Source organism: Bradyrhizobium sp. LLZ17 (genome assembly GCF_041200145.1).
Taxonomy (GTDB): domain Bacteria; phylum Pseudomonadota; class Alphaproteobacteria; order Rhizobiales; family Xanthobacteraceae; genus Bradyrhizobium.
The window spans coordinates 1,319,865-1,341,512 of sequence record NZ_CP165734.1 but is presented as its reverse complement, the minus strand read 5'-3'; the positions used below and the strand labels follow the sequence as shown (position 1 = coordinate 1,341,512).

20 protein-coding genes are annotated in these 21,648 nt (G+C 63.8%); 12 read left to right on the top strand and 8 right to left on the bottom strand.

The annotated features are described in order from the left end of the window. Positions 1 to 154 precede the first annotated feature (154 nt). Both AB8Z38_RS06620 and mfd read left to right on the top strand, forming a co-directional pair. Positions 155 to 445: a succinate dehydrogenase assembly factor 2 gene (locus AB8Z38_RS06620; protein ID WP_369723627.1), complete on the top strand. Its 291-nt coding sequence runs from the start codon at positions 155 to 157 to the stop codon at positions 443 to 445. Then, positions 442 to 3,960: a transcription-repair coupling factor gene (mfd, locus tag AB8Z38_RS06615; RefSeq protein ID WP_369723626.1), complete on the top strand. Its 3,519-nt coding sequence runs from the start codon at positions 442 to 444 to the stop codon at positions 3,958 to 3,960. Before AB8Z38_RS06620 ends, mfd begins: the two co-directional genes overlap by 4 nt. Positions 3,961 to 4,089: 129 nt before the next feature. Here mfd and AB8Z38_RS06610 read toward each other — a convergent pair whose 3' ends face one another. The 3 genes from AB8Z38_RS06610 to AB8Z38_RS06600 all read right to left on the bottom strand — a co-directional run bounded on the left by AB8Z38_RS06610 (position 4,090) and on the right by AB8Z38_RS06600 (position 8,737). Further along, on the bottom strand, positions 4,090 to 5,310 hold the full coding sequence (locus tag AB8Z38_RS06610; protein WP_369723625.1) for a GGDEF domain-containing protein: 1,221 nt from the start codon (positions 5,308 to 5,310) through the stop codon (positions 4,090 to 4,092). An 84-nt stretch (positions 5,311 to 5,394) separates the two neighbouring features. Then, positions 5,395 to 6,897 carry an AMP-binding protein gene (locus AB8Z38_RS06605; protein WP_369723624.1) on the bottom strand — a complete coding sequence of 501 codons (1,503 nt, stop codon included), beginning with the start codon at positions 6,895 to 6,897 and terminating at the stop codon, positions 5,395 to 5,397. A 4-nt stretch (positions 6,898 to 6,901) separates the two neighbouring features. Then, positions 6,902 to 8,737: an extracellular solute-binding protein gene (locus tag AB8Z38_RS06600; RefSeq protein ID WP_369723623.1), complete on the bottom strand. Its 1,836-nt coding sequence runs from the start codon at positions 8,735 to 8,737 to the stop codon at positions 6,902 to 6,904. 258 nt (positions 8,738 to 8,995) lie between these two features. Here AB8Z38_RS06600 and AB8Z38_RS06595 point away from each other — a divergent pair, with 258 nt between their 5' ends. Further along, positions 8,996 to 9,799, top strand: coding sequence for an invasion associated locus B family protein (locus AB8Z38_RS06595; RefSeq protein WP_369723622.1), 804 nt, complete (start codon positions 8,996 to 8,998; stop codon positions 9,797 to 9,799). Between the two features lie 76 nt (positions 9,800 to 9,875). Here AB8Z38_RS06595 and hspQ read toward each other — a convergent pair whose 3' ends face one another. Beyond that, complete coding sequence (gene hspQ, locus AB8Z38_RS06590; protein ID WP_369723621.1) at positions 9,876 to 10,208, bottom strand: heat shock protein HspQ; 333 nt, start codon at positions 10,206 to 10,208, stop codon at positions 9,876 to 9,878. A 101-nt stretch (positions 10,209 to 10,309) separates the two neighbouring features. Between hspQ and AB8Z38_RS06585 the strand changes: the two genes are divergently transcribed. Continuing rightward, positions 10,310 to 11,263 carry an AEC family transporter gene (locus AB8Z38_RS06585; RefSeq protein ID WP_369723620.1) on the top strand — a complete coding sequence of 318 codons (954 nt, stop codon included), beginning with the start codon at positions 10,310 to 10,312 and terminating at the stop codon, positions 11,261 to 11,263. A gap of 4 nt (positions 11,264 to 11,267) precedes the next feature. Here AB8Z38_RS06585 and AB8Z38_RS06580 read toward each other — a convergent pair whose 3' ends face one another. Further along, a complete protein-coding gene (locus AB8Z38_RS06580) occupies positions 11,268 to 12,452 on the bottom strand; it encodes a UbiH/UbiF family hydroxylase (RefSeq protein WP_369723619.1) in 1,185 nt (394 codons plus the stop codon). A 218-nt stretch (positions 12,453 to 12,670) separates the two neighbouring features. Between AB8Z38_RS06580 and pcsA the strand changes: the two genes are divergently transcribed. The 6 genes from pcsA to AB8Z38_RS06550 all read left to right on the top strand — a co-directional run bounded on the left by pcsA (position 12,671) and on the right by AB8Z38_RS06550 (position 16,555). Then, entirely contained in the window at positions 12,671 to 13,438 is a 768-nt protein-coding gene (gene pcsA / locus AB8Z38_RS06575; protein ID WP_369723618.1) for a phosphatidylcholine synthase, read from the top strand. Then, complete coding sequence (locus AB8Z38_RS06570) at positions 13,435 to 14,181, top strand: TerC family protein (protein ID WP_369723617.1); 747 nt, start codon at positions 13,435 to 13,437, stop codon at positions 14,179 to 14,181. Before pcsA ends, AB8Z38_RS06570 begins: the two co-directional genes overlap by 4 nt. Before the next feature lie 77 nt (positions 14,182 to 14,258). After that, positions 14,259 to 15,233: a quinone oxidoreductase gene (locus AB8Z38_RS06565; RefSeq protein WP_369723616.1), complete on the top strand. Its 975-nt coding sequence runs from the start codon at positions 14,259 to 14,261 to the stop codon at positions 15,231 to 15,233. Between the two features lie 418 nt (positions 15,234 to 15,651). After that, positions 15,652 to 16,029 (top strand): hypothetical protein, encoded by a 378-nt coding sequence (locus AB8Z38_RS06560; protein WP_369723615.1) that lies wholly within the window; start codon positions 15,652 to 15,654, stop codon positions 16,027 to 16,029. Positions 16,030 to 16,031: 2 nt separating this feature from the next. After that, entirely contained in the window at positions 16,032 to 16,289 is a 258-nt protein-coding gene (locus tag AB8Z38_RS06555) for a DUF5985 family protein (protein WP_369726759.1), read from the top strand. Further along, positions 16,289 to 16,555, top strand: a complete 267-nt coding sequence (locus AB8Z38_RS06550; RefSeq protein WP_369723614.1) for a DUF5985 family protein — start codon at positions 16,289 to 16,291, stop codon at positions 16,553 to 16,555. The genes AB8Z38_RS06555 and AB8Z38_RS06550 overlap by 1 nt, the downstream gene beginning before the upstream one ends. 325 nt (positions 16,556 to 16,880) lie before the next feature. Here AB8Z38_RS06550 and AB8Z38_RS06545 read toward each other — a convergent pair whose 3' ends face one another. After that, the gene (locus AB8Z38_RS06545; RefSeq protein ID WP_369723613.1) at positions 16,881 to 17,030 is read right to left on the bottom strand and encodes a hypothetical protein; all 150 of its coding nucleotides are present in this window, start codon (positions 17,028 to 17,030) and stop codon (positions 16,881 to 16,883) included. 61 nt (positions 17,031 to 17,091) lie between these two features. Between AB8Z38_RS06545 and AB8Z38_RS06540 the strand changes: the two genes are divergently transcribed. After that, positions 17,092 to 18,861, top strand: a complete 1,770-nt coding sequence (locus tag AB8Z38_RS06540; RefSeq protein ID WP_369723612.1) for a trehalose-6-phosphate synthase — start codon at positions 17,092 to 17,094, stop codon at positions 18,859 to 18,861. A gap of 216 nt (positions 18,862 to 19,077) precedes the next feature. Beyond that, on the top strand, positions 19,078 to 19,845 hold the full coding sequence (locus tag AB8Z38_RS06535; RefSeq protein ID WP_369723611.1) for a Crp/Fnr family transcriptional regulator: 768 nt from the start codon (positions 19,078 to 19,080) through the stop codon (positions 19,843 to 19,845). Between the two features lie 76 nt (positions 19,846 to 19,921). Here AB8Z38_RS06535 and AB8Z38_RS06530 read toward each other — a convergent pair whose 3' ends face one another. Both AB8Z38_RS06530 and AB8Z38_RS06525 read right to left on the bottom strand, forming a co-directional pair. Then, on the bottom strand, positions 19,922 to 21,118 hold the full coding sequence (locus AB8Z38_RS06530; RefSeq protein WP_369723610.1) for an acetylornithine transaminase: 1,197 nt from the start codon (positions 21,116 to 21,118) through the stop codon (positions 19,922 to 19,924). Positions 21,119 to 21,216: 98 nt separating this feature from the next. Continuing rightward, positions 21,217 to 21,510 (bottom strand): tetratricopeptide repeat protein, encoded by a 294-nt coding sequence (locus AB8Z38_RS06525; protein WP_369723609.1) that lies wholly within the window; start codon positions 21,508 to 21,510, stop codon positions 21,217 to 21,219. Positions 21,511 to 21,648 lie beyond the last annotated feature (138 nt).

Genomic DNA, 21,648 nt, shown 5'->3' with positions numbered 1-21,648 from the left:
CCACGTCTTTTTCGCGGTCCCTCGCGCGCGTGGCGGGCCATGACAAATCGAGTGCCCTGAGGGTCGCAACAAAGGGCTGACACCGGCGGTCCGAGTGGCTATATCACGCCGGCCCGGCACGTCCGGGCTTTCGGCGTTTGACTGGAATCGAGACATGACGGGAACGACACGATCAAGTGGCGGGCTGGACGACCGCCGCAAGCGGATTCTGTTCCGCTGCTGGCACCGCGGCACGCGCGAGATGGATTTGATTCTCGGCCGCTTTGCCGACGCCGAGATCGGCAATTTGTCCGAAAACGACCTCGAGGAGCTCGAGCGCCTGCTCGAGGAGTCCGATCCCGATCTCTATGCCGCCATCATCGGCGACAAGGTGCTGCCGGCTGACGTCACCGGCGCGCTGTTTGCCCGCATCAAGGCGTTTCCGATCGCGGACGGCAATTTATGAAATCGGGTTCGAAATCGCCCGCCGAGCTGCTGACGCCGGGCCGTGCGCTGACGCTTGCCAATGTCGCCGAAGGTGCCGAAGGCCTCGTCATTTCGGACCTCGCGCGCGCCATTGCCGCGCGGCCGAAGAAGCCGGCTGTCAGTCTTGCGGTCGTCTGCCGCGACGGGCCGCGGATGCAGCAGCTCGAACGCTCGCTGCAATTCTTCGCGCCCGATTTGCCGGTGCTGACCTTCCCGGCCTGGGACTGCCAGCCTTATGACCGTGTCTCGCCCCATGGCGGCATCCTGGCGCAACGCCTGACCACGCTGGCGCGGCTCGCCTCGCTGACCGGCAGCGACAAGCCGCTGATCGTGCTGACCACTGTGAACGCCGTCGTGCAGCGCGTGCCTTCGCGCGATCTCGTCGCCGCGCAGGCGCTGTCGGTCGCACCCGGCAATGTGGTGCCGATGGATACCATTGTCGCCTGGCTCGAGCACAACGGCTACAACCGCTCCTCGACCGTGCGCGAGCCCGGCGAATATGCCGTTCGCGGCGGCATATTGGACCTGTTTCCGGCCGGCCTCGACCAGCCCGTCCGTTTTGACTTTTTCGGCGACAGCCTGGAATCGATCCGCTCCTTCGATGCCGAGACCCAGCGCACGATGCTCGACATGCGCTCGCTCGATCTCGTGCCCATCTCGGAATTCCAGCTCGTCACCGACACCATCCGCCGCTTCCGCATGGGCTATGTCGCCGAATTCGGCGCGCCCGAGCGCGACGATGCGCTCTACGAGGCCGTCAGCGAGGGCCGCCGCCATCCCGGCATGGAGCACTGGCTGCCGCTGTTCCAGGACCGGATGGACACACTGTTCGATTACCTGCAAGGCGCCGCGGTCGCGATCGAGCCGCAGGCCGAGGACGCCGTGCGCGAGCGCTTCAAGCAGATCCTCGATTATTACCAGGCCCGCCGCGATGCGATGGAGCATCCAGGCGGCGGCGCCATCTACAAGCCATTGCCGCCGGACCGGCTCTATCTGACTGAGGACGAGTGGGCCAAGCGTCTCGGCGATGTCCCGCTGGCGCGGCTGACGCAGTTTTCCGTTCCGGCCGATGGCACCAACGTCGTGGACGCCGGTGCGCGCAAGGGCCGCGACTTCGCGCCGGAGCGTAACGACACCACCGTCAACGTGTTCGAGTCCGTGGTCAGCCACGTAATGGCCTTGCAGGCCCAACGCAAGAAGGTCGTGATCGCGCTGTGGACCGAAGGCTCGCGCGACCGCATGACCTCGATGCTGCGCGATCACAAGCTGACCCACACCACCAGCGTCAACAGCTGGCGGACGGTGCAGGCAACGCCGCGCAACGAGACCATTCTCGCGGTGCTCGGCCTCGAAAGCGGGTTCGAGACCGACGAGATCGCCGTCATCAGCGAGCAGGACATTCTGGGCGACCGCCTGGTGCGGCCGCGCAAGGCGAGCCGCAAGCTCGACAATTTCATCTCGGAGATCACGAGCCTTGCCGCCGGCGATATCGTCGTCCACGCCGACCACGGCATCGGGCGGTTCATCGGCCTGCAGACGCTCGACGTCGCCGGCGCGCCGCATGACTGCCTTGAGCTGCATTATGCCGCCGACGCCAAGCTGTTCCTGCCGGTCGAGAACATCGAGCTGCTGTCGCGCTACGGCTCCGACCAGACCACGGTCGAGCTCGACCGCCTCGGCGGCTCTGGCTGGCAGACCCGCAAGGCGAAACTCAAGAACCGCATCCGCGAGATCGCGGGCGAGCTGATCAAGATCGCGGCCGAGCGTCATTTGCATGAGGCGCCCAGGCTGCCGGTGCAACCCGGCCTCTATGACGAGTTCTGCGCGCGCTTCCCCTATGACGAGACCGAGGACCAGTTAGGGGCGATCGAATCCACCCTCAAGGATCTCGAACTCGGCCGTCCCATGGACCGGCTGATCTGCGGCGACGTCGGTTTCGGAAAGACGGAGGTCGCGCTGCGCGCCGCGTTCGCCGTCGCGCTCGAAGGCAAGCAGGTCGCCGTGGTGGTGCCGACCACGCTGCTCGCCCGCCAGCACCACAAGACCTTCACCGAGCGCTTCCGCGGCTTCCCGGTGCAGGTGGAGCAGGCCTCACGCCTGGTCCCGACCAAGCAGCTCAACCAGGTCAAGAAGGGCATCGCCGACGGTTCGGTCGACATCGTCGTCGGGACCCATGCGCTGCTCGGCAAGGCGATCAAGTTCCGCGACCTTGGCCTGGTGATCGTCGACGAGGAGCAGCACTTTGGCGTCACCCACAAGGAGCGGCTGAAGGCACTGCGCTCCGAGGTGCATGTGCTGACGCTATCGGCGACACCGATCCCGCGTACGCTCCAGCTTGCGCTGACCGGCGTCCGCGAGCTCTCGATCATTGCGTCGCCGCCGGTCGACCGGCTTGCGGTGCGCACCTTCGTCGCCCCGCACGATCCGCTGATGATCCGCGAGGCACTGCTGCGCGAGCGCTATCGCGGCGGCCAGGCCTTCTACGTGGTGCCGCGCATCGACGACCTCGCCGAGGTCAAGGACTTCCTCGACAAGAACGTGCCGGAGATGAAGGTCGCGGTCGCCCACGGCCAGATGCCGCCCGCCGTGATCGAGGACATCATGACCGCGTTCTACGACGGCAAGTTCGACATCCTGCTGTCGACCACCATCGTGGAATCCGGTCTCGACATCCCCAACGCCAACACGCTGATCGTGCACCGCGCCGACATGTTTGGCCTTGCCCAGCTCTATCAGCTCCGCGGCCGGGTCGGTCGCTCCAAGCTGCGCGCCTATGCGCTGTTCACGTTGCCGGCGCAGCAGAAGATCACGGCACAGGCCGAACGCCGCCTCACCGTACTGCAATCGCTGGAGACGCTCGGCGCGGGCTTCCAGCTCGCCTCGCACGACCTCGACATCCGCGGCGCCGGCAATATCCTGGGCGAGCAGCAGTCCGGCCACATCAAGGAGGTCGGCTTCGAGCTCTACCAGTCGATGCTGGAGGAGGCGATTGTTAACCTCAAGGCCGGCGTCTCCGAGCCTGCCGCCGACCGCTGGTCGCCGACGATCACGATCGGCATGCCGGTTCTCATTCCTGAGGATTACGTCGGTGATCTCTCGGTGCGGCTGTCGCTCTACCGGCGTCTCGCCGACCTCGACACCGAGGAAGAGATCGAGAATTTTGGCGCCGAGATGCGCGATCGTTTCGGCGTGCTGCCGGACGAGGTGCGCTATTTGTTCAAGGTCGCCGCGATCAAGGCGTTCTGCCGCCAGGCCAACGTCGAGAAGATCGATGCCGGCCCGAAGGGCGCCGTCATCGCCTTCCGCGACAGTTCATTCGCGCATCCCGACCGCCTGGTGTCGTTCATCCGCAGCCACGGCCAGGCGGCCAAGGTGCGGCCCGACATGAAGGTGGTGTTTTTCCAGGACTGGGAGACGCCGGAAGAGCGTCTCGCCGGCACCACCGAGATCATGCGCCAGCTGGCACACCTCGCGCAGAGCAAGAAGGCGGCGTAAGGCTTCAGGTCTCACCACGTCATTGCGAGCGCAGCGAAGCAATCCAGACTGTTGCCCGCGGGAAGATTCTGGATTGCTTCGCTGCGCTCGCAATGACGATGTTTTGTTGCAGCAGCTTGCCGAAGAAAGCTACGACGCAGCCCTTGAGGCGTCCGCCGACAGCCGCGCGAGCAGCGATCGGGCCGTATCCGACGGCGACAGCGAGTCCACCGAGACCACCGGATCGCTGCGCATCTCGTGCTTGCCGTTCGAAGTATGCCGCATGACCGCGGAGAGGCGGCGGGCGATCATATGAGCGGTGCGGAAGTCGGTTTCGGCGAACACCACGATCACGGAGCCGTCTTTCTGGGCGGCACCGAAATCCATCTGTCGCATCAGGCGGCTCAGGATCCGCGCGGCGTCCAATTGCGCGCGAGGATTGCCGGGATCGAAGGCAAAGCGCGCCACCGACAGGCCGCCGCCGCGGCCAAGTGTCTGCTCGACCGCCTTGGAAAAATCCCGCGCGAAGGCTTCGACCGTCAGCAGCCCGCTGCGCGGGTCGAGCCAGCCGCCGGCGTCGATCGAGCGCAGGGTGCGGCTGAGTTGCGCTTCCATTGCGTGCTGGCGGATCAGGGGCAGTGCGTTGGCGGCGATCTTCGCAGGCTCGCCCGAGATCAGCTCGAGATTGGGCAAATCATAGCTTTGTACGAGCTGGTGCGCGGTGACGACCACGGGCAGGTTGCGGAAGCGCGTATCCTCCGCGAGCACCGTGAGGAAGGCATCGGTGACGCGCGGGGTAAAACCTTCGGCGAGCACGACGCCGTCGATGTCGCGGGAGTTGAGATGCTTTGCCGCCGCCTCGATCGAAAGCGCGCCGATGACGCCCATGCGTTCGCCGAGCGCGACGGAGAGCGCGGGGTAAGCCGCGCCGCGGCCGACCAGGAGTACGGTGGCATCGCGCACGGGATCAGCGTCCGGCGGCGCGACCCTCAGCTCCGGCAGCCGGCGCAGCACCGTGGCATGCAGCGTGCGCACGCGCATCGCGGCGCGAAGCCGTGCGATCAGGGCGTCGGCATTGTCGCGTGAGGAGAAGGGCAGGGCGTTGGGAGGCAGCGTGCTCCGTGCATCGAGGGCGATCAGTGGCAGATAGAGCGGCTGATCCGCGATCTTCTTCGCAAGCAGCGCAATATGCGGTTCGTGCCCGCCATGCATCGCGGCAAGGACGGCCGCCGGCTGCATCTGCTCGACGGCGCGCGCGGCGCTGGCCCAATCGGTATCGACGACGGGAAAGAATCGAGCCTCGTCCAGCGCCGCAATGAAGGCGGGGCGCTCGGCATTGGACACAAAAAGGATCGGGCCCGCCTGGGACATCACAAACTCTGATCACGCAATCGATGCTGCGCAATCTAGTTTGGCCGCCTTAATGCTGCGTCAACGAATGGGCCGAAACTGTGCTCAAGTCGGCCCGGAGCGGTCGCGAAAAGCTTCGACCATCAGGGGGTTAAGCCCGAGTTCACTGAGCGCCTCGCGGGCGCGGGCATTGTCCTGGGCCCGGCCAGCCAGCCGGTGCCCCGAGAGCCGGTCGGGCAGCGCGGTCAAGAGCGCGCCCTGGCCGAGCCGGCGTGCCCATTCCTGCAAGTCATTGGAGAGGAAGCGGTAGCCGCCAACCGCCATGATGCCGGAGGGCGGCGCGGTGATGCAGATCGCGCCGCTGGCACGATCGATCCGCGCGGCATAGCCGGTATCGACATAGTCGCGCGGCGGCTGCGCAATCAGCGTATCGCCAACCGGCTGTGGCGGAGCGTAGGCCGCGATCGGCACCATCGGCCCGCGCAGCCCGAGCGTGCCCTTCGGCGTCAGCAGAATGTCGCCTGCAATCGAGGATCCGGACTGCTCGCGCGGGGCGCCATGCGGCCCGGGCATCACGGTCAGGGGCATGCCGTCCTCGCCGCGCCGGGCGCCGAACAATCCGGCCTCGCCGAACAGATAAACGTCGGTGAGCGGCGCATGCGGAGCGATCCATGCCTCGCTCGCCGCCACCTGCTCGGGCGCACGCCACAAACCGACGACGTTGCGCAAGGTCGGCATCCGCGCTGCAAGATCCGAATCGCCAAGCCGCAAGGCGAGCTGCGCCGGGGCGATCAGCACGTCGCATTCATGCGCGTTGATCTGCTGCTCCAGCACCTCGCTCTCGAAGGGATGATGCAGCGCCAGCGTGCCGCCGCAGAGCAGCCACACCGCAAGCGATGAGGCGAGGCCCGCGAACGACATCGGCGAGAACGCCGCCATCACGGTCGCGCCCTGCTTGATGTCGGCTTCGAGCGACATCGCGAGGCCGCCGGCGATCAGGCTGAAATGCGGCCGCGGCACCGGGCGAAAGCCCTCTGCCGTGACATCAAAGGAGATCATCGCCGCCTTGCGGCCGTCCTGGATCACGGCGCGCGTGGTACCGGGCGGGCGCGCCAGGACGTCGTCGAGCGAGGCCATGCCCTCGGGCAGGTCGGGGCCGAAACCGAACACGTGGCGGATCGAGAAGGCTTCCGCCGCGGCATGCATGGCGAGGTCGGAATAGCTGACGCCATCGAGCTTGCTCATGGTGACGATGGCGCGCGCCGCGGTGCGGTTGAGCGCGGCGGTCAGTTCCGCATGCCGCCAGAGCAGGGGCAGCACGGCGACGACGAGGCCGGCGCGGTGGGCGGCGAGCACCGTCAGCACGAACTCGACCGTGCTCGGCAACTGGATCGCGATGACGGAATTGGCGGGCAGGCCCGACTCGACGAAATGCGCCGACAGTGCCTCGATCGCCGTGTCGGCCTCGGCATAGGTCAGCCGCCGCGGCTGGTGTCCGGTGATGCGTGCCTTGTTGAGGGGATCGAACAAGGCGGGCGCATGCGGCTGCCGGGACAGCGTGCGCTGGAACAACGTGTCGAGCGTCGGCGATACGGCTGGCTGGTTCACGGCATCACTTCGCTGGAGACGGACCCTTCGACCACCAGGTCTCCGGCAGATACCCGGACAGCGCGGTGGTCGATGGTCGTTCTATCCGATTCCAGCGCGCGATCCATTGCTCGGAGACGTTAAACAGGGGGATTGTGTAGAAGCCTGCGATCAGGGCACGGTCGAGCGCCCGCACCGCCGAGACGAAGTCCGTATGATCACGGGCCTCCAAGAGGGCCGCGATCATGGCATCGACCGCGGGATCCCTGGCGCCCATGTAGTTGCGGGTACCCGGATTGTCCGCGGCTGCGCTGCCCCAATAGAAATATTGCTCGTTGCCGGGCGAGAGCGACTGGTCCCAGCGGTTCTGGATCATATCGAACTCGTAACCCAGCCGGCGCTGGTCGAACTGCACGGGATCGACCGATCGCACGCTCGGCTCGATGCCGGCGCGCTTGAGGTCGCGCTGGAACGCCAGCGCGATGCGCTCCTGGTCGCGGGTGGTCACCAATATCTCGAAAGTGAGGGGGGCTTTGGTCGCGCGGTTGCGCAGCACTGTGCCCTCGAGATCGTAGCCGGCCTCCGACAACAGCTTTAGCGCGGCGCGTAGCGTGGTGCGGTCGCGCCCTGAGCCGTCGGTGACGGGGAGGCGATAGATGCCGTCCATGATGTCGGGCGGCATCCGCGCGGCAAAGGGTTTGAGCAGTTCGCGCTCGCTTGCATCCGCAGGCCGGCCGTAGGCTGACAGCTCCGAACCGGCGAAATAGCCGGCAACGCGCGAATAGAGTCCGAAGAAATAGCTGCGGTTGACCAGCTCGAAATCGAACAGCAGCGTCAGCGCCTGGCGCACGCGGATGTCGGCGAAGATCGGCCGCCGCGTGTTGAACACCAGGAATTCCGACGGCTGCGGTACGCCGGGCTTGATGGTGTCGCGGATCACATCGCCGCTCTTTGCCGCGGGAAAATCATAGCCGTCGTGCCATCGCAGCGGCTCGTTCTCGACACGGAAATCATAGAGGCCGCGCTTGAAGGCTTCAAACTGGCCGTTCGCCTCGCGAAAATAGTCGAGCCTGATCTCGTCGAAATTGTAGAGCCCGCGATTGACTGGGAGGTCGCGGCCCCAATAATCGGGATTGCGGGTCAGCGTGACGCTGGCGCCGGGCTTCACCACCGTGACCCGGTAGGGGCCCGAGCCGATCGGCCCGGTCAGCGTCGTCTCCTCGAACGTCGCGACGTCGACAGCATGTTTCGGCAGGATCGGCATCAGGCCGAGGATCAGTGGCAATTCGCGGTCATTGGCGCCCGCGAGGTCGAAGCGGACGGTGAGGGGATCTGGCGCGTCGGCCTTGGCGACCTTGCCATAGTATTGCCGAAGGTTCGGGCGGCCGTGGTCGCGCAGAAGCTGCCAGGAAAACAGCACGTCGTCGGCGGTGACCTGCTTGCCGTCGGAGAAGCGGGCGCGGGGATCGAGGCGGAAGGTGACATAACTCCGCTGGTCGTCGGTCTCGACGGTCCTGGCGAGGAGTCCATAGAGCGTGAACGGCTCATCCTGTCCGCGCGCAAGCAGGCTCTCGACCACGTAGCCCCGCATCTGCTGCACGGCCAATCCCCTCACGATGAAGGGATTGAGGCTGTCGAAGGTGCCGAGCATGCCCCAGGTCAGCCGCCCGCCCTTGGGCGCTTCCGGATTGGCATAGGGCATGTGGGTGAAATCGGCCGCTAGTGCCGGCTTGCCGTGCATCGCGATGGCATGCGCTTCCTCGGCTCGCACGCCGCTTGCTGCGAGCCCGGCGGCCAGAGCAAAGGCGACGACGCAGAGGCGCACACCGGGGCCCTCGAGCAGGCGCTGGAACATGAACATTGGTACACGTTGATTCGAGGACAGCCGGGCCTCAATCTTATCACAGGGAATTTGATGGGGCGCCGGCGCCAGCGCGGTCAAACACGCTTGTCGGCATTGATCTTTTCGTCGACCGCGTTAAGAAGGCGGGCAATCGCGCACGAGCGCCGAGCCCGTCACTTATCCGCCTCAATTGACGGGGAGAGAGCCGCGCCTGGCGGCTCGGTTCGGCGCTTCGGAGCGGTTCGGGCGCTTCCCGTTCAGAAAGGGTTTTCCGCAATGAATTTCCGTTATTTGGCCGCGTCCGTCCGGCCGCGCGGGCGAGTACTCGCCCTGTTGACGGCGACGGCATTGGCCGTTCCGTTTGCCGCAGAAGCCCAGACCGCCGCTCCGGCCGCGCCCAAGACGGCTCCGAAGGCTGCGCCAAAGGCCGCCCCCAAAGCTCCGGCGCCCGCACCTGCGCCTCAGGCCCAGCAAGCGCCCGCGCAGGGCGCTCCGGCACAACCGGGCGCCCAGCCGGCGGATCAGCAGATCCAGCTGATCTACGCGCCCTGGACCAAGTTCTGCCTCAAGGGCCAGGACGCCAACGCCAAACAGGTCTGCTTCACCGGCAAGGATGGCCGCATCGAATCGGGCCAGCCGGTCATCGCGGCCGTGATCATCGAGCCGGAAGGCGAGCCCAAGAAGATACTGCGCGTGACGCTGCCGCTCGGCATGCAGCTCGTGCACGGCACCCGCATCATCGTGGACAACAATCCGCCGTTGCAGAGCCCCTATGTGATCTGCTTCCAGAACGGCTGCATGTCCGACTACGAGGCGACGCCAGAGCTCATCAACAACATGAAGAAGGGCCAGAATCTCGTTGTTCAGGCGATCAACGCCAACGGCGCGCCGCTGACCCTGCCGCTGCCGCTCGCCGGCGAATTCCAGAAGGCCTATGACGGCCCGCCGACCGATCCGAAGGTGTTTGAGGAAACCCAGAAGAAGCTCCAGGAAGAGCTTCAGAAGAAGGCTGACGAGCAGCGCAAGAAGCTCGAGCAGAGCGGTGCTGCGCCTGGCGCGGCTCCGGCGGCACAGAAGTAAGCGGGCTCAAATCCGGACATGAAAAAGGCGCTCACCTCGAGCGCCTTTTTTGCTGGGCCGCTTGGTCGGGCGAAACTCAGTTCAGCGATGGATTGCGCGGGCGGTAGCCGCCGGTCTTGTCCTTGACGAAGATCTCGGCGACCTGGGAATGGCGGATCGGCTCGCCGGACTCGTCGGCCAACAGGTTCTGCTCGGAGACATAGGCGACGTATTCCGAGTCCGCGTTCTCCGCGAGCAGATGGTAGAACGGCTGATCCTTGTGAGGCCGCACCTCTTCAGGAATCGACTGCCACCATTCCTCGGTGTTGTTGAATTCCGGATCGATGTCGAAAATCACGCCCCGGAACGAGAAGATCCGGTGGCGAACGACCTGCCCGATCTGGAATTTGGCGGTCCGCGCTTTAATCATTCTCCGTCGATAGACCAGGATTGTGGCCGATGCTAGTGGCCTCATCTGGATTTAACCTGCCGGTAAGGGGCGCCCCCAAATCTTCAGAAAACACTTCATCAATGGTCGATATCCTCAATCTGGCGCTACCATATTTTGGCTTGATCTTCGTCGGTTTCGCCTGCGGCAAGGTCAAATCGCTGCCGGAATCGGGCCTCGCCTGGATGAACTTCTTCCTGCTCTACGTGTCGCTGCCGGCGTTGCTGTTCGCGATCATGTCGAAGACGCCGTTCTCGGAATTGAACAACCCGCCGTTCCTGGTTGCGACCACCTTGTCGACGGTTGCGGCCTTCACCATCGCGCTCGTCGTCGGCAAGATTCTGGGACGGCTGACGCTGCGCGAGGCGACGCTCGCGGGCCTGTCCGGCGGCTACGGCAACATCGGCTATATGGGACCGGGGCTGGCGCTTGCCGTGCTGGGACCGAAGGCGTCGGCGCCGACCGCGCTGATCTTCTGCTGTGACAGCATCTTCCTGTTCTCGATCGTGCCGCTGCTGATCGAGCTCTCCGACCGGGACCATCCCTCGCTAATGCATGCCTTTGGCGTCGTGCTGAAGCAGATCGTTCTCAACCCGCTGATCATGTCGGCCTGCTTTGGCGCAGCGGTCGCGGCGCTGCATATCGAGCTGCCGGTCGCGCTCGATCGCACCATCACCTTTCTCCAGAACGCAGCCGCTCCGACGGCGCTGTTCGTGCTCGGCGTGACGGTGGCGCTCCGTCCGTTCGATCGCGTGCCCTGGGAGGTGCCGGGCGTGATCGCAGTCAAACTCCTGGTGCATCCGCTCGCGTCCTTCGCGTTGATGCTGGCGTTCGGACCGTTCGCGCAGCCCTGGGCCGCGACGGCAGTGCTGATGGCCTCGCTGCCGCCGGCGCTGAACGTGTTCGTCATCGCCCGGCAGAACGATGCCTGGATCAGATCCGCCTCCGTCGCGGTGCTGCTCGGGACGTTTGCGTCGGTGGTGACGCTGACCAGCGTGATGTGGCTGCTCCAGACCGGACGGCTGGTGTTTCCGTAAAACGTTATTTTCGCCAGGTCGGCGTCAGGCCTTCGCGCATCGCGAAGCGCCTGAGCGGGCCGATGGCGCCGAGCAGGTGCATCCCGACTGCGCGGACCGGCTGGAGCGGCAGGAAGTCGTTGAGCAAGGAACGGTTGGCGATGTCGATCGCAAATGTCCGGCTCAGGATATCCGGCCGCCGCGCGCGGTCGTAGCGCTTGAGCACCTCGGGCGCGCCGGGATCGTCGCCCGCCGCAATCGCTTGGCCAGCAAGCCTCGCAATATCGGCGGCATCCCTGAGGCCGAGATTGAGGCCCTGGGCGCCGATCGGAGGAACCACGTGGGCGGCTTCGCCGACCAGCGCGATGCGGTCGCGGCCAAAGGACTTTGGCCGCTCGATCGCCAACGGGAACAGGTTGCGGCCGGGCTCGACCGTCATGAGTCCCAAAATCGAATGCGCCTGCTTCTCGATCGCGGCGGACAGTTCGTCGTCGCTCAGGGCGCGAAGCCGCTCGGCTTCGGCGGGAGCTGCGACCCAGACGACGCTGGAGCGGTTGCCGGGCAAGGGCACGAACACGCAAGGGCCGTGCGGCGTATGGAACTCGGTCGAGACGTTGCGATGCGGCCGCGCATGGCTGACATTGAAGGTGAGCGCGGTCTGCGTCAGGTCGCGCCGTGTCACGGCGATCCCGGCCGCCTCTCGGCACAACGAATGCCGGCCGTCGGCGCCGACCACCAGCCGTGCCATCAAGAATTGCGCGGAGGCGGTGCGGAGCGCGACGTCGGCGGCTTCGACGACGACGCTCTCGGCCTCGTCATCGAAACGGACGAGATCGGGCAACTCGGCCGCGCGCGCTTCCAGCGCCAGCATCAGGGAGCGGTTGTCGATATTGTAGCCGAAGGCGTCCACGGCGATTTCGTGACAGGAGAAGCGGACCTCCGGCGCGCGGAACAGCCGGCCGGTATCGTCGACGAGCCGCATGATTTCGAGCGCGGCGGCCTTGTCCTTGCAGCGTGGCCAGACGTCGAGGCCGTCCAGCAGATCGACGGAGGCGCCGAGCAGCGCGGTGGTGCGGTTGTCGGCATAGGGTACGCGCCGTGCCACCAGCGCAGTTCGGGCACCCGCTTGCGCCAGTGCGATGGCCGCCGCAAGGCCTGCCGGTCCGCCGCCGATCACGGCTGCGTCAAAGAGTGTCGAGGCGTCTGTCATGGAACGACAATTGACATGCCCGGCGGCAAATTCAAGCCGAACTCTCGTCTCCGTCATTCCACGGCGCGCCTCTTGGCGCGAACCCGGAATCCATCGCGCCGCCGAGCTGGTTGTGAAATGGATTCCGGGCTCGACGCTCGCGTTGCCCCGGAATGACGCAACCCGCCTTCCTGCTGATTTCCCTTGATTTTATGACGAATGTGCGACCGAGCGCCGCAATGGCGGATGTGCAAATCGTTCTCATTCTGATAGCACGAGCCATGGACAGCCAGGAGGAATCCCTGAAGCCGACGCCTGCGATCCGTGCCGCGGCCTTCTCGGTGCACATCTTCACCGCCTTCGGCGCGGCGATCGCGCTACTGGCGATGCTGGAGGCCGTGCGCGAGCATTGGGCGGCGATGTTTCAATGGCTGGGCGTAGCCCTGATCATCGATGCGATCGACGGTCCGATCGCGCGCCGGCTGAATGTCAAGGACGTGCAGCCGAACTGGTCAGGCGACGTGCTCGATCTCGTGGTCGACTTCGTCACCTATGTGTTCGTGCCGGCGTATGCCATCGTTGCGAGCGGCCTGTTGCTGCCGGTGGCAGCCCCATTGCTCGGCATCGCCATCATCGTCACCAGCGCACTCTATTTCGCCGATCTGCGCATGAAGGCCGACGACAATCATTTTCGCGGCTTTCCGGCGCTGTGGAATGCGGCTGCGTTCTACCTGTTCCTGCTGCATTGGCCGCCGCTGTGGTCGACGCTGCTGGTCGCAGCCCTGGTGGTGCTGACCTTCGTGCCGTTCCACGTCCTGCATCCGGTCCGTGTCGCGCGGCTGCGCTGGCTGACGATGTCGCTGATCGTGATCTGGGCGCTGCTCGGGCTGTATGCGCTGGAGATGGATTTTCACGTCGGCACTGGCGTGACCATCGCACTCTGCGCGATCGCGCTTTGGATCTGTCTCAGCGACGCCGTGATCCGGCTGGCAAGATCCTTCGCATGATGCATCTGTTGACCAGTCCCGAGGCCTGGGCCGCGCTGCTGACCCTGACCGCGCTCGAGATCGTGCTCGGCATCGACAACGTTATCTTCCTGTCGGTGATGGTGTCGCGCATTCCCGAGAAGCAGGCGCTGCGCGCCCGCCAGATCGGACTGGCGCTGGCGCTGGTGTTCCGGATCATCCTGCTGAGCCTGCTGGTCTGGCTGATCGGCCTGACCGCGCCGGTGTTTTCGCTTTCGGGTTACGACTTCTCCTGGCGCGACCTCATCCTGATCGGCGGCGGCCTGTTCCTGATCGCAAAGGCGACCCACGAGATTCATGCGGAAGTCGACGCGGACAACGCGGATGGCGAGGGCGCCTCCGGCCGTAACGCTTTCGTCTGGGTGATCGCCCAGATCGTCGTCATCGACATCGTGTTCTCGCTGGACTCGATCATCACTGCGATCGGCATGGCGCAGGACATCGAGATCATGATCGCGGCCGTCGTGATCGCCTGCCTGATCATGTACATTTCCTCTGGTCCCGTGGCGCGATTCGTCGCGGAGCATCCGACCACCAAAATGCTCGCGCTGGCATTTCTGGTGCTGATCGGCGTGGCGCTGGTTGCGGATGGATTCAAATTCCACATCCCGCGCGGCTACATCTATTTCGCAATTGCGTTCTCGGCGGCGGTCGAGTTCTTCAACGTGCTCGCGAAGCGCAACCGCAAGAAGACCGGCAAGCCGTCGGTCAAGCGTTCCGGTTAGCGTCGAGTTGACAAGACGGTCGCGATGTCTTTCGCTGATCCGCAACAAGACCGAGAGCAAGACGAGGAGCTCAGGCGATGACCAAAGCCGTCCGTGTGCACAAGGTCGGAGGCCCCGAAGCGCTGGTCTATGAAAGCGTCGAGGTGCCGGCGCCTGCGACCGGCGAGGTGCGCATCCGCCAGCATGCGGTCGGGCTGAATTTCATCGACGTTTATTACCGCACCGGCCTCTACAAGGCGCCGGGGCTGCCCTTCATCGCCGGCAACGAGGCCGCGGGCGAAGTTGTCGCGGTTGGACCGGGCGTGACGAATTTCCACCCCGGCGACCGCGTCGCCTACTACCACAATCTCGGCGCCTATACCGGCGAGCGCAACATTCCCTGGGAGAAGCTGGTCAAGCTGCCCGACCACATCACCTACGAGCAGGGCGCCGTGCTGATGCTCAAAGGGCTGACGGTCTGGTATCTCCTGCACAAGACCTTCAAGGTCGAGCCGCATCATCGCGTGCTGATCCACGCCGCGGCCGGCGGCATCGGCCTGCTTGCATGTCAGTGGGCGAGGGCGCTCGGGGCTCACGTCATCGGCACCGTCGGCTCGCGCGCCAAAGCGGAGATCGCCGAGGCCAATGGCTGCGACCACGTCATCCTCTACAACGAGGAGGATTTCGTCGCGCGGGTCAAACAGATCAGCCGCAACGAGGGCTGCGATGTCGTCTATGACGGCGTCGGCAAGGCGACATTCCCGGGCTCGCTGTCCTGCCTGAAGCCGCGCGGCATGTTCGTTTCTTTCGGCAACGCATCGGGTCCCGTTCCGCCGTTCTCGATCGCCGAGCTCAACAATCACGGCTCGCTGTTTGCGACGCGGCCGAAACTCAACGACTACATCGGCAAGCGTTCGGAGCTCTTGGAAGGTGCCGACACGCTGTTCGCCGCGGTCATCAACGGCAAGCTGCACGTGCCGATCAACCACGCCTACGCGCTGAAAGATGCCGCGAAGGCCCACGTCGATCTCGAAAGCCGCAAGACCACGGGCGCGTCCATCCTAAAGCCCTGAATGCATCTCGAACCGTGCCGTTCGCGGCAAATTCTCGGTACACTATCGGACAGATCGCGCCTTAAGGCCGATTGCTTCGCCGCTTGCTGCACATCAAGTTCTTAGAGTCGCCACGATTCGATCGTGATTGCGGCAGGGGACGGCTGATGGTTGGACCGTGGGGGCGGGATGTCGAAAACGGAAAAGCTGGAATTCAAATATCCGCAGACGCATTGCGAGTCTTGTGAGATGAGGACGCCGCATTTACACGAACGACGTGCAGTTGCCGGCCGCATGGTGGTGCGGTCCGTTTGCCTTGCGTGCAACTCCGAGAGACCCAGAGGAGGCGATGCAGGTTCGACCTGCAGCCACGACCGGTAAGCAGCGGTGTCCTTGCCGGCGATCGTCCGTCACCAAACGCCGTGACTCGTGCTTTGCAATGGCAGATCCGTATGTTTCTGACGAGCTTCGCAGCTTCATCTTGAAGCGGATCGATTCCGTGGTCCAAATCGAGGCTCTTCTTCTCATTCGATCCGGCGCCCAGTCTCACTGGAACGCGACCGGGCTGGCGAAGCGTCTCTACATCGCCGAATCGGAAGCGGCCGAAGCACTGAACCGACTTTGCGCGACCGAGCTTCTCATCTGCGTCGACGGAAACTACAGCGTCGACGGAATACCGCCGCAGAATCTCGAGTTGCTGGAAGAGTTGCTGGGGGCATACTCGCGTCACCTCATTCCGGTGACTAACATCGTTCACTCGAAATCTCGCCGGATCGGCTCATTTGCCGATGCCTTTAAATTCCGAAAGGGTTCGTGAAGATGTCCCCTTTCATCTACGGTCTTTGTGCTGCGACATCAGCGGTCTGCGCAGGCATGCTGCTTGGCGCGTATCGGCGGGAGAAGTACAGCCTGTTGCTCTGGAGTGGCCTCTGCTTCGTGGGGCTGACCCTGAACAATGTCGTGCTCGTCATCGACAAGATCGTGCTGCCCGACGTCGACCTGTCGCTTTGGCGGCTGCTGATCGCGCTGGTTGCAATGGTGACTCTCCTTTACGGATTGATCTGGGACGCCGAATGATGGGGACCAATCTTACGGCGCTTTTATCAGGCGCGGTGGCGATGGCGTCATTCGCTGCGACGCTGTTCTTCCTCAAGTTCTGGCGCCAGACCTCGGACACCTTCTTCCTGCTGTTCGGCCTTGCTTTTGCGATCGACGCAGTCACGCGTTTTACGCTTGGGCTGACGCATATCTCCAATGAATTGGAGCCGGCCTTCTACTGCTTGAGGCTGGCGATGTTTGCTCTGATCATCGCCGCAATTGCAACGAAGAACCGGGGGCGCTGACGCCCCCTATGGAGTGCATCTGGCCACAGAGAAACTGGCCATCTTCGAAGGATAACTTGGTGCCAATCAGATTTCGGGATTTCTTTCGCTTTGGGGTGTTCGGTCTCGCTGTTGCGTTCATCGTCGCGTTCGGCATTTCGCCGTTCACGGGCGGAATCGTCGAGCAATGGTCCCGAAGTGACGTAGAGACCCGATCGAGGCTTGTCTTCAATGCGATCCAACCATTTCTCGACCGCGACGTCGAAGATCAATCCTGGGATCGGCTAGCCGATCTCTTCAAGCGGGTTGCGCTGGACAAGAAGATCCTGGCCGTCGGGTTCTGTAATCAGGCCGGCGAGTTGGTCGCGCCGACCCCGGAAATGCCGGCAAGCTTCAACTGCGAGAAGATCGCGCGGTCTGAAAACGAGAGCTTCGCAAATATTGCGAGCGCCGGCACGCGCATTCTGGTCGCCGCATTCCCGGTGATCACCACCAAGGGTCGGTCGTATCTCGTGATCCTGACCGACTTGAGCTTTGCGAGCGCGCGGTCAAGCCAGGTGCTGGCCTATCTGTTGGCTTCCCTGGCTGGCGTCGTGCTGGTGCTGACGGTGGGTACCATCATCTTCGCACTCCTGATGCTGCGGAACTGGATGAATTCGCTCAGGCGTGCGGTTGACGAGGTCCGGAAGGGCACCCCCGGCGCGCATCTTCCGGCGAGCGGGTCGGCGATGGACCGCGAAATTCACAAGCTGCTGCGGCAGACTGAACAGTTCAATCTCACCAAACAGATCGACTGGACCCCGACGGCGCTTCAGGAAGTGCTCCATGGCGTACTACCGGGTGCGGAAGTGCTGGTTGTCTCCAACCGCGAGTCGTACATCCACAACAGATCGAACGGCGGGATCGTCGTGCAGAGACCGGCGAGCGGTCTTGTCTCCGCGCTGGAGCCAATCATGCGCGCCTGCGGGGGCACCTGGATCGCGCATGGCAGCGGAAGCGCGGATCGCGACACGGTCGATGAGAATGACAGGATCCGGGTTCCAGAAGGGGCGCCTGCATATGCACTACGGCGCGTCTGGCTCTCCGAAGATGAGCAGGATGGCTATTACTACGGCTTTGCCAATGAGGGGCTCTGGCCGCTGTGTCACATCGTCTTCGTACGCCCGGCTTTCCGGATCGGTGACTGGCGGATGTATCGGGAAATCAACCAGCGCTTCGCGGATGCGGTGGTGGCGGAGGCGCGCACCGAAGACCCTGTCGTCCTCGTTCAGGACTACCACTTTGCTCTGGCACCGAAGATGATTCGACAGCGCTTGCCGAAAGCGACGATCATCTCGTTCTGGCACATCCCGTGGCCGAACGCAGAGACCTTCAGTATCTGCCCCTGGAAGGAGGAGATCATCGAGGGAATGCTCGGAAGCACCATCCTCGGATTTCACACCCAGTTCCACTGCAACAATTTCGTCGAGTGCGTCGACAGGTTCGTCGAGAGCCGGATCGACCGCGAGGTGCAGGCCGTCAGTCTAGCGGGCCACGAGACGAAAATCCGCGCCTATCCGATCTCGATCGAATGGCCTCCCAGCGCCCTCCAGACGGTGCCCGCGGGTGAAAAGTGCCGCGCCGAGGTCTTTGCCCACTTTGAACTCGCGGCCGGGACGAAGCTGATCGTCGGAGTGGAGCGGTTCGACTACACGAAGGGAATCCTCGACCGCATGCGGGCGGTGGCTGCGCTGTTGACCCGCAATCCGTCCTGGAAGGGACGGCTCGTCTTCATTCAAGTCGCGGCTCCGACGCGGAGCAAGCTCGACGCTTATTCGAAGTTGCAGTCAGAGGCGGAGGCGCTCGCAGCACAGATCAACGGGCAATATTTGGAGGAACAGGCGCCGATCAGGCTGATTGCACGGCACTATGAACCGACTGACGTGTTCAAGCTGTTTCGTGCGGCCGACGTGTGTGTCGTGAGCAGCCTCCACGACGGGATGAATCTCGTCGCCAAGGAATTTGTCAGTTCGCGCGAAGACAATGCAGGCGTGCTCGTGTTGTCGAGCTTCACGGGTGCCTCGCGTGAAATGTCGGAAGCGCTGATCGTCAATCCTTACGACACGGAGGAAATGGCGGCCGCGTTCGAGATTGCGATGACGATGCCGGTCGATGAGCAGGTCGAACGCATGAAGCTGATGCGCCAGCAAGTGAAGGAGAACAACGTTTATCGCTGGGCCGGCGCCATCCTGATGGACGCAGCGCGGAGCCGAACGCGCGAACGGATTCTCGGTTTGACGGAGACCCGCGGGCGGACACGCTCGAGCAGCGGTGCTGCTGGCGGTTAGAGCGAACACAAGACAAATGCCGTCGCTTGACAAACCACCTGTTCGCGGGGCTGCCCAAGCAGGCTGGGATCACCGATCGAAGACCAAAACATGACTCGACCCCACGACTGCGTTAATATGTCACGATACGGCGCCTTGCTCTGGAGCTAATTTCGCACTGCACTCGGTCGTTCGCATTTGTGGGCGCGTGAACCCCGGCGGCTCGTAAGGAAGGCGATGCTTGATCCCGCGGTATTCGATCCGACTCAGCACTTCGACAAGGCGCCGTCGTCCGTCCAGAATGCAATTCTTGCGACGCTGCCGGAAGCCGAGTTCGGTCTCTTTCGACCGCACCTGAAGCCCGTTCCGCTCAAGAGGAATGAGATTCTCCAGGAGGCGCTGCGTTACCCCGATGCGGCTTACTTTATCGAGTCCGGTGTGGTTTCGCGGGTCGTTCGGACGGTCAGGGATGGTCCGGTCGAAGTGGCGGTGGTCGGCAAGTTCGGGTTTGTGGGGGTGTCGCTGGTTCTCGGAACGATGCAAACGATCCAGCGAAGCGTGGTGCGGGTGCCGGGAAGCGCACTACGCATCGAAGCCGATGCGTTCCGGGATGTCCTGCAGCGGAGCCCGACGATCAGGGAACACCTGCTCAGATACGTCCAGGTTCTGATGGCGCTCAATATGCAGATGGCGCTTTGCAATGGCAGGCATGAAATCGGTGAACGCGTCGCCCGATGGCTTCTGCTGGCCCAAGATCGCATCGGAAGCGACCGCGTACCTGTTACGCATAGTATGATCGCCTCAGCTCTGGGCGTGAGGCGTCCGGGAGTCTCGAAGGCGCTTTCGGAGCTCGATGCAAAGCGCGTCATCGACGGTTCGCGCGGAGCCATTCGAATCCGCGATCTGGAAGGGCTGCGGCGGAATTCCTGCGAATGCGAAAGGATTCTGAGGGATCGGTTTCGCCTCATTCGCGATATGCCTCATCATCACCATCGCTTTGGGTAGGGAAACGACCCGGCGCAGGGCGGGCCGTCGTGGGGAAAGCCGTCACGACAGGCCGCCTCGAGCTTGCCCGGTGCAGCTACGCCACGCGCCTCGCCGCACCCGCCTTGGTCAAGATCCCGTCCAGACAATCGATCATCTCCGCGATCTCTCCCTTCGTGACATTCAGCGCCGGCATGAAGCGCAACGCGTCGACCTGCGGTGCGTTGAGGAGCACGCCGGCCTCGAACGCCTGTGCGACAATGCCAGGTGCGATCGGCAGCCTGAGGTCGAGCGCCAGCAAGTGGCCGCGGCCGCGCACCTCGCCGAGCCCGTGCCGGGCCGAGACCTTCTGGAGCTCGCTTTCGAGCAGCAGGCCGGTCTCGGTGACCGACTTCAGGAAGTCGGGCTTGCTGACCTGTTCCAGGACGGCAAGGCCGGCCGCGCACATGATCGGGTTGCCGTTGAACGTGCCGCCCTGGTCGCCGTGCTCGAAGCAGGACGCGCGTTCGGTCGCAAGCAGGGCAGCGAGCGGCACGCCGCCGCCGATGCCCTTGCCGAGCGTCATGATGTCAGGCGCAATCCCGGTGTGCTCATAGTGGAAGAGCTTTCCGGTACGGCCCATGCCGGTCTGGATCTCGTCGAAGATCAGCAGCAGGCCGCGCGCCTCGGTGAGCGCGCGCAGCTCCTTCAGGAACTGATCGCTGGCCGGCCACACGCCGGATTCGCCCTGGATCGGCTCGATCATCACCGCGACCGTGTTGGCGTTGATCAGCTTTTCGACCGAGGCGATATCGTTGAGCTTGGCTTTCTTGAAGCCGGCAATCTTCGGCTCGAACAGCGGCTCAAAGGCTTTCTTGCCCGACGCCGACATCGTCGCCAGCGTCCGGCCGTGAAAGCCGCCCTCGAAGCTGATGATCTCGAACGCGCCGTTCCTGTGCAGGCTGCCATATTTGCGCGCGAGCTTGATCGCGCCCTCATTGGCCTCCGCGCCGGAATTGGCAAAGAACACCTGGTCGAAGGCACTGTTGGCGACCAGCGCCTGCGCGAGCTTGAGACTCGGCTCGTTGTAGAAGGCCGGGCTCGGCGTCAGCAGCCGCTTGGCCTGTGCTGTTAGCGCATCGGCAATGGCGGGCGGCGAATGGCCGAGACAATTGACGGCCCAGCCCTGCACGAAATCGAGATAGCGCTTGCGGCTGTCATCCCAGAGGTAGGAGCCGGCGCCGCGAACGAACACGGCCTTGGGACGAGCAGTGATGTCCATCAGCGCATCATACGGATGGGTGGCGTTGGGCATGTCGAACTCCTCTGGGGCGGGGTGAAAAAGACGCGCGAAAAGCAAGAAGGCCGCACTGGGGGTGCGGCCTTCTCGAAAACTCTGCTGAATTCAGTGCTTCAGCGGCGTCGTCGGACATGGCGCAACCCATCATCGTCGCGGGAGCGACGACGCATGGCTTGGCGCAGGTGGGTCCGGGAAGAGATCATGGGGCGGGTCCGTACAGCCGAATGGCAGGGCTTGTCAAGCAGGCGTTTTCTAGAACACGCTCCGTGTGCATCCGTCTGGTCCAGTGACTTGCTCATGGCATGCCGTAATGCGCGATCGTAGTCGGCAATCGCTGCATCGAGATTGCTGAGCTTGAGGTAGATGAGGGCGCGGCTATCAAGCGTATAAGGATCGTTCTCGCGCATCTTGAGCGACTGCTCGCAATCCGTTAGCAGAGCCCGGCCCGCATATTGATCTTGTGATTGTATGTCATTGATTGCTACGCGGAAACTATCAAGCCTCTGGCGAGTTTGTGATCAGACCGCGCGAATTGGTTCGAACCG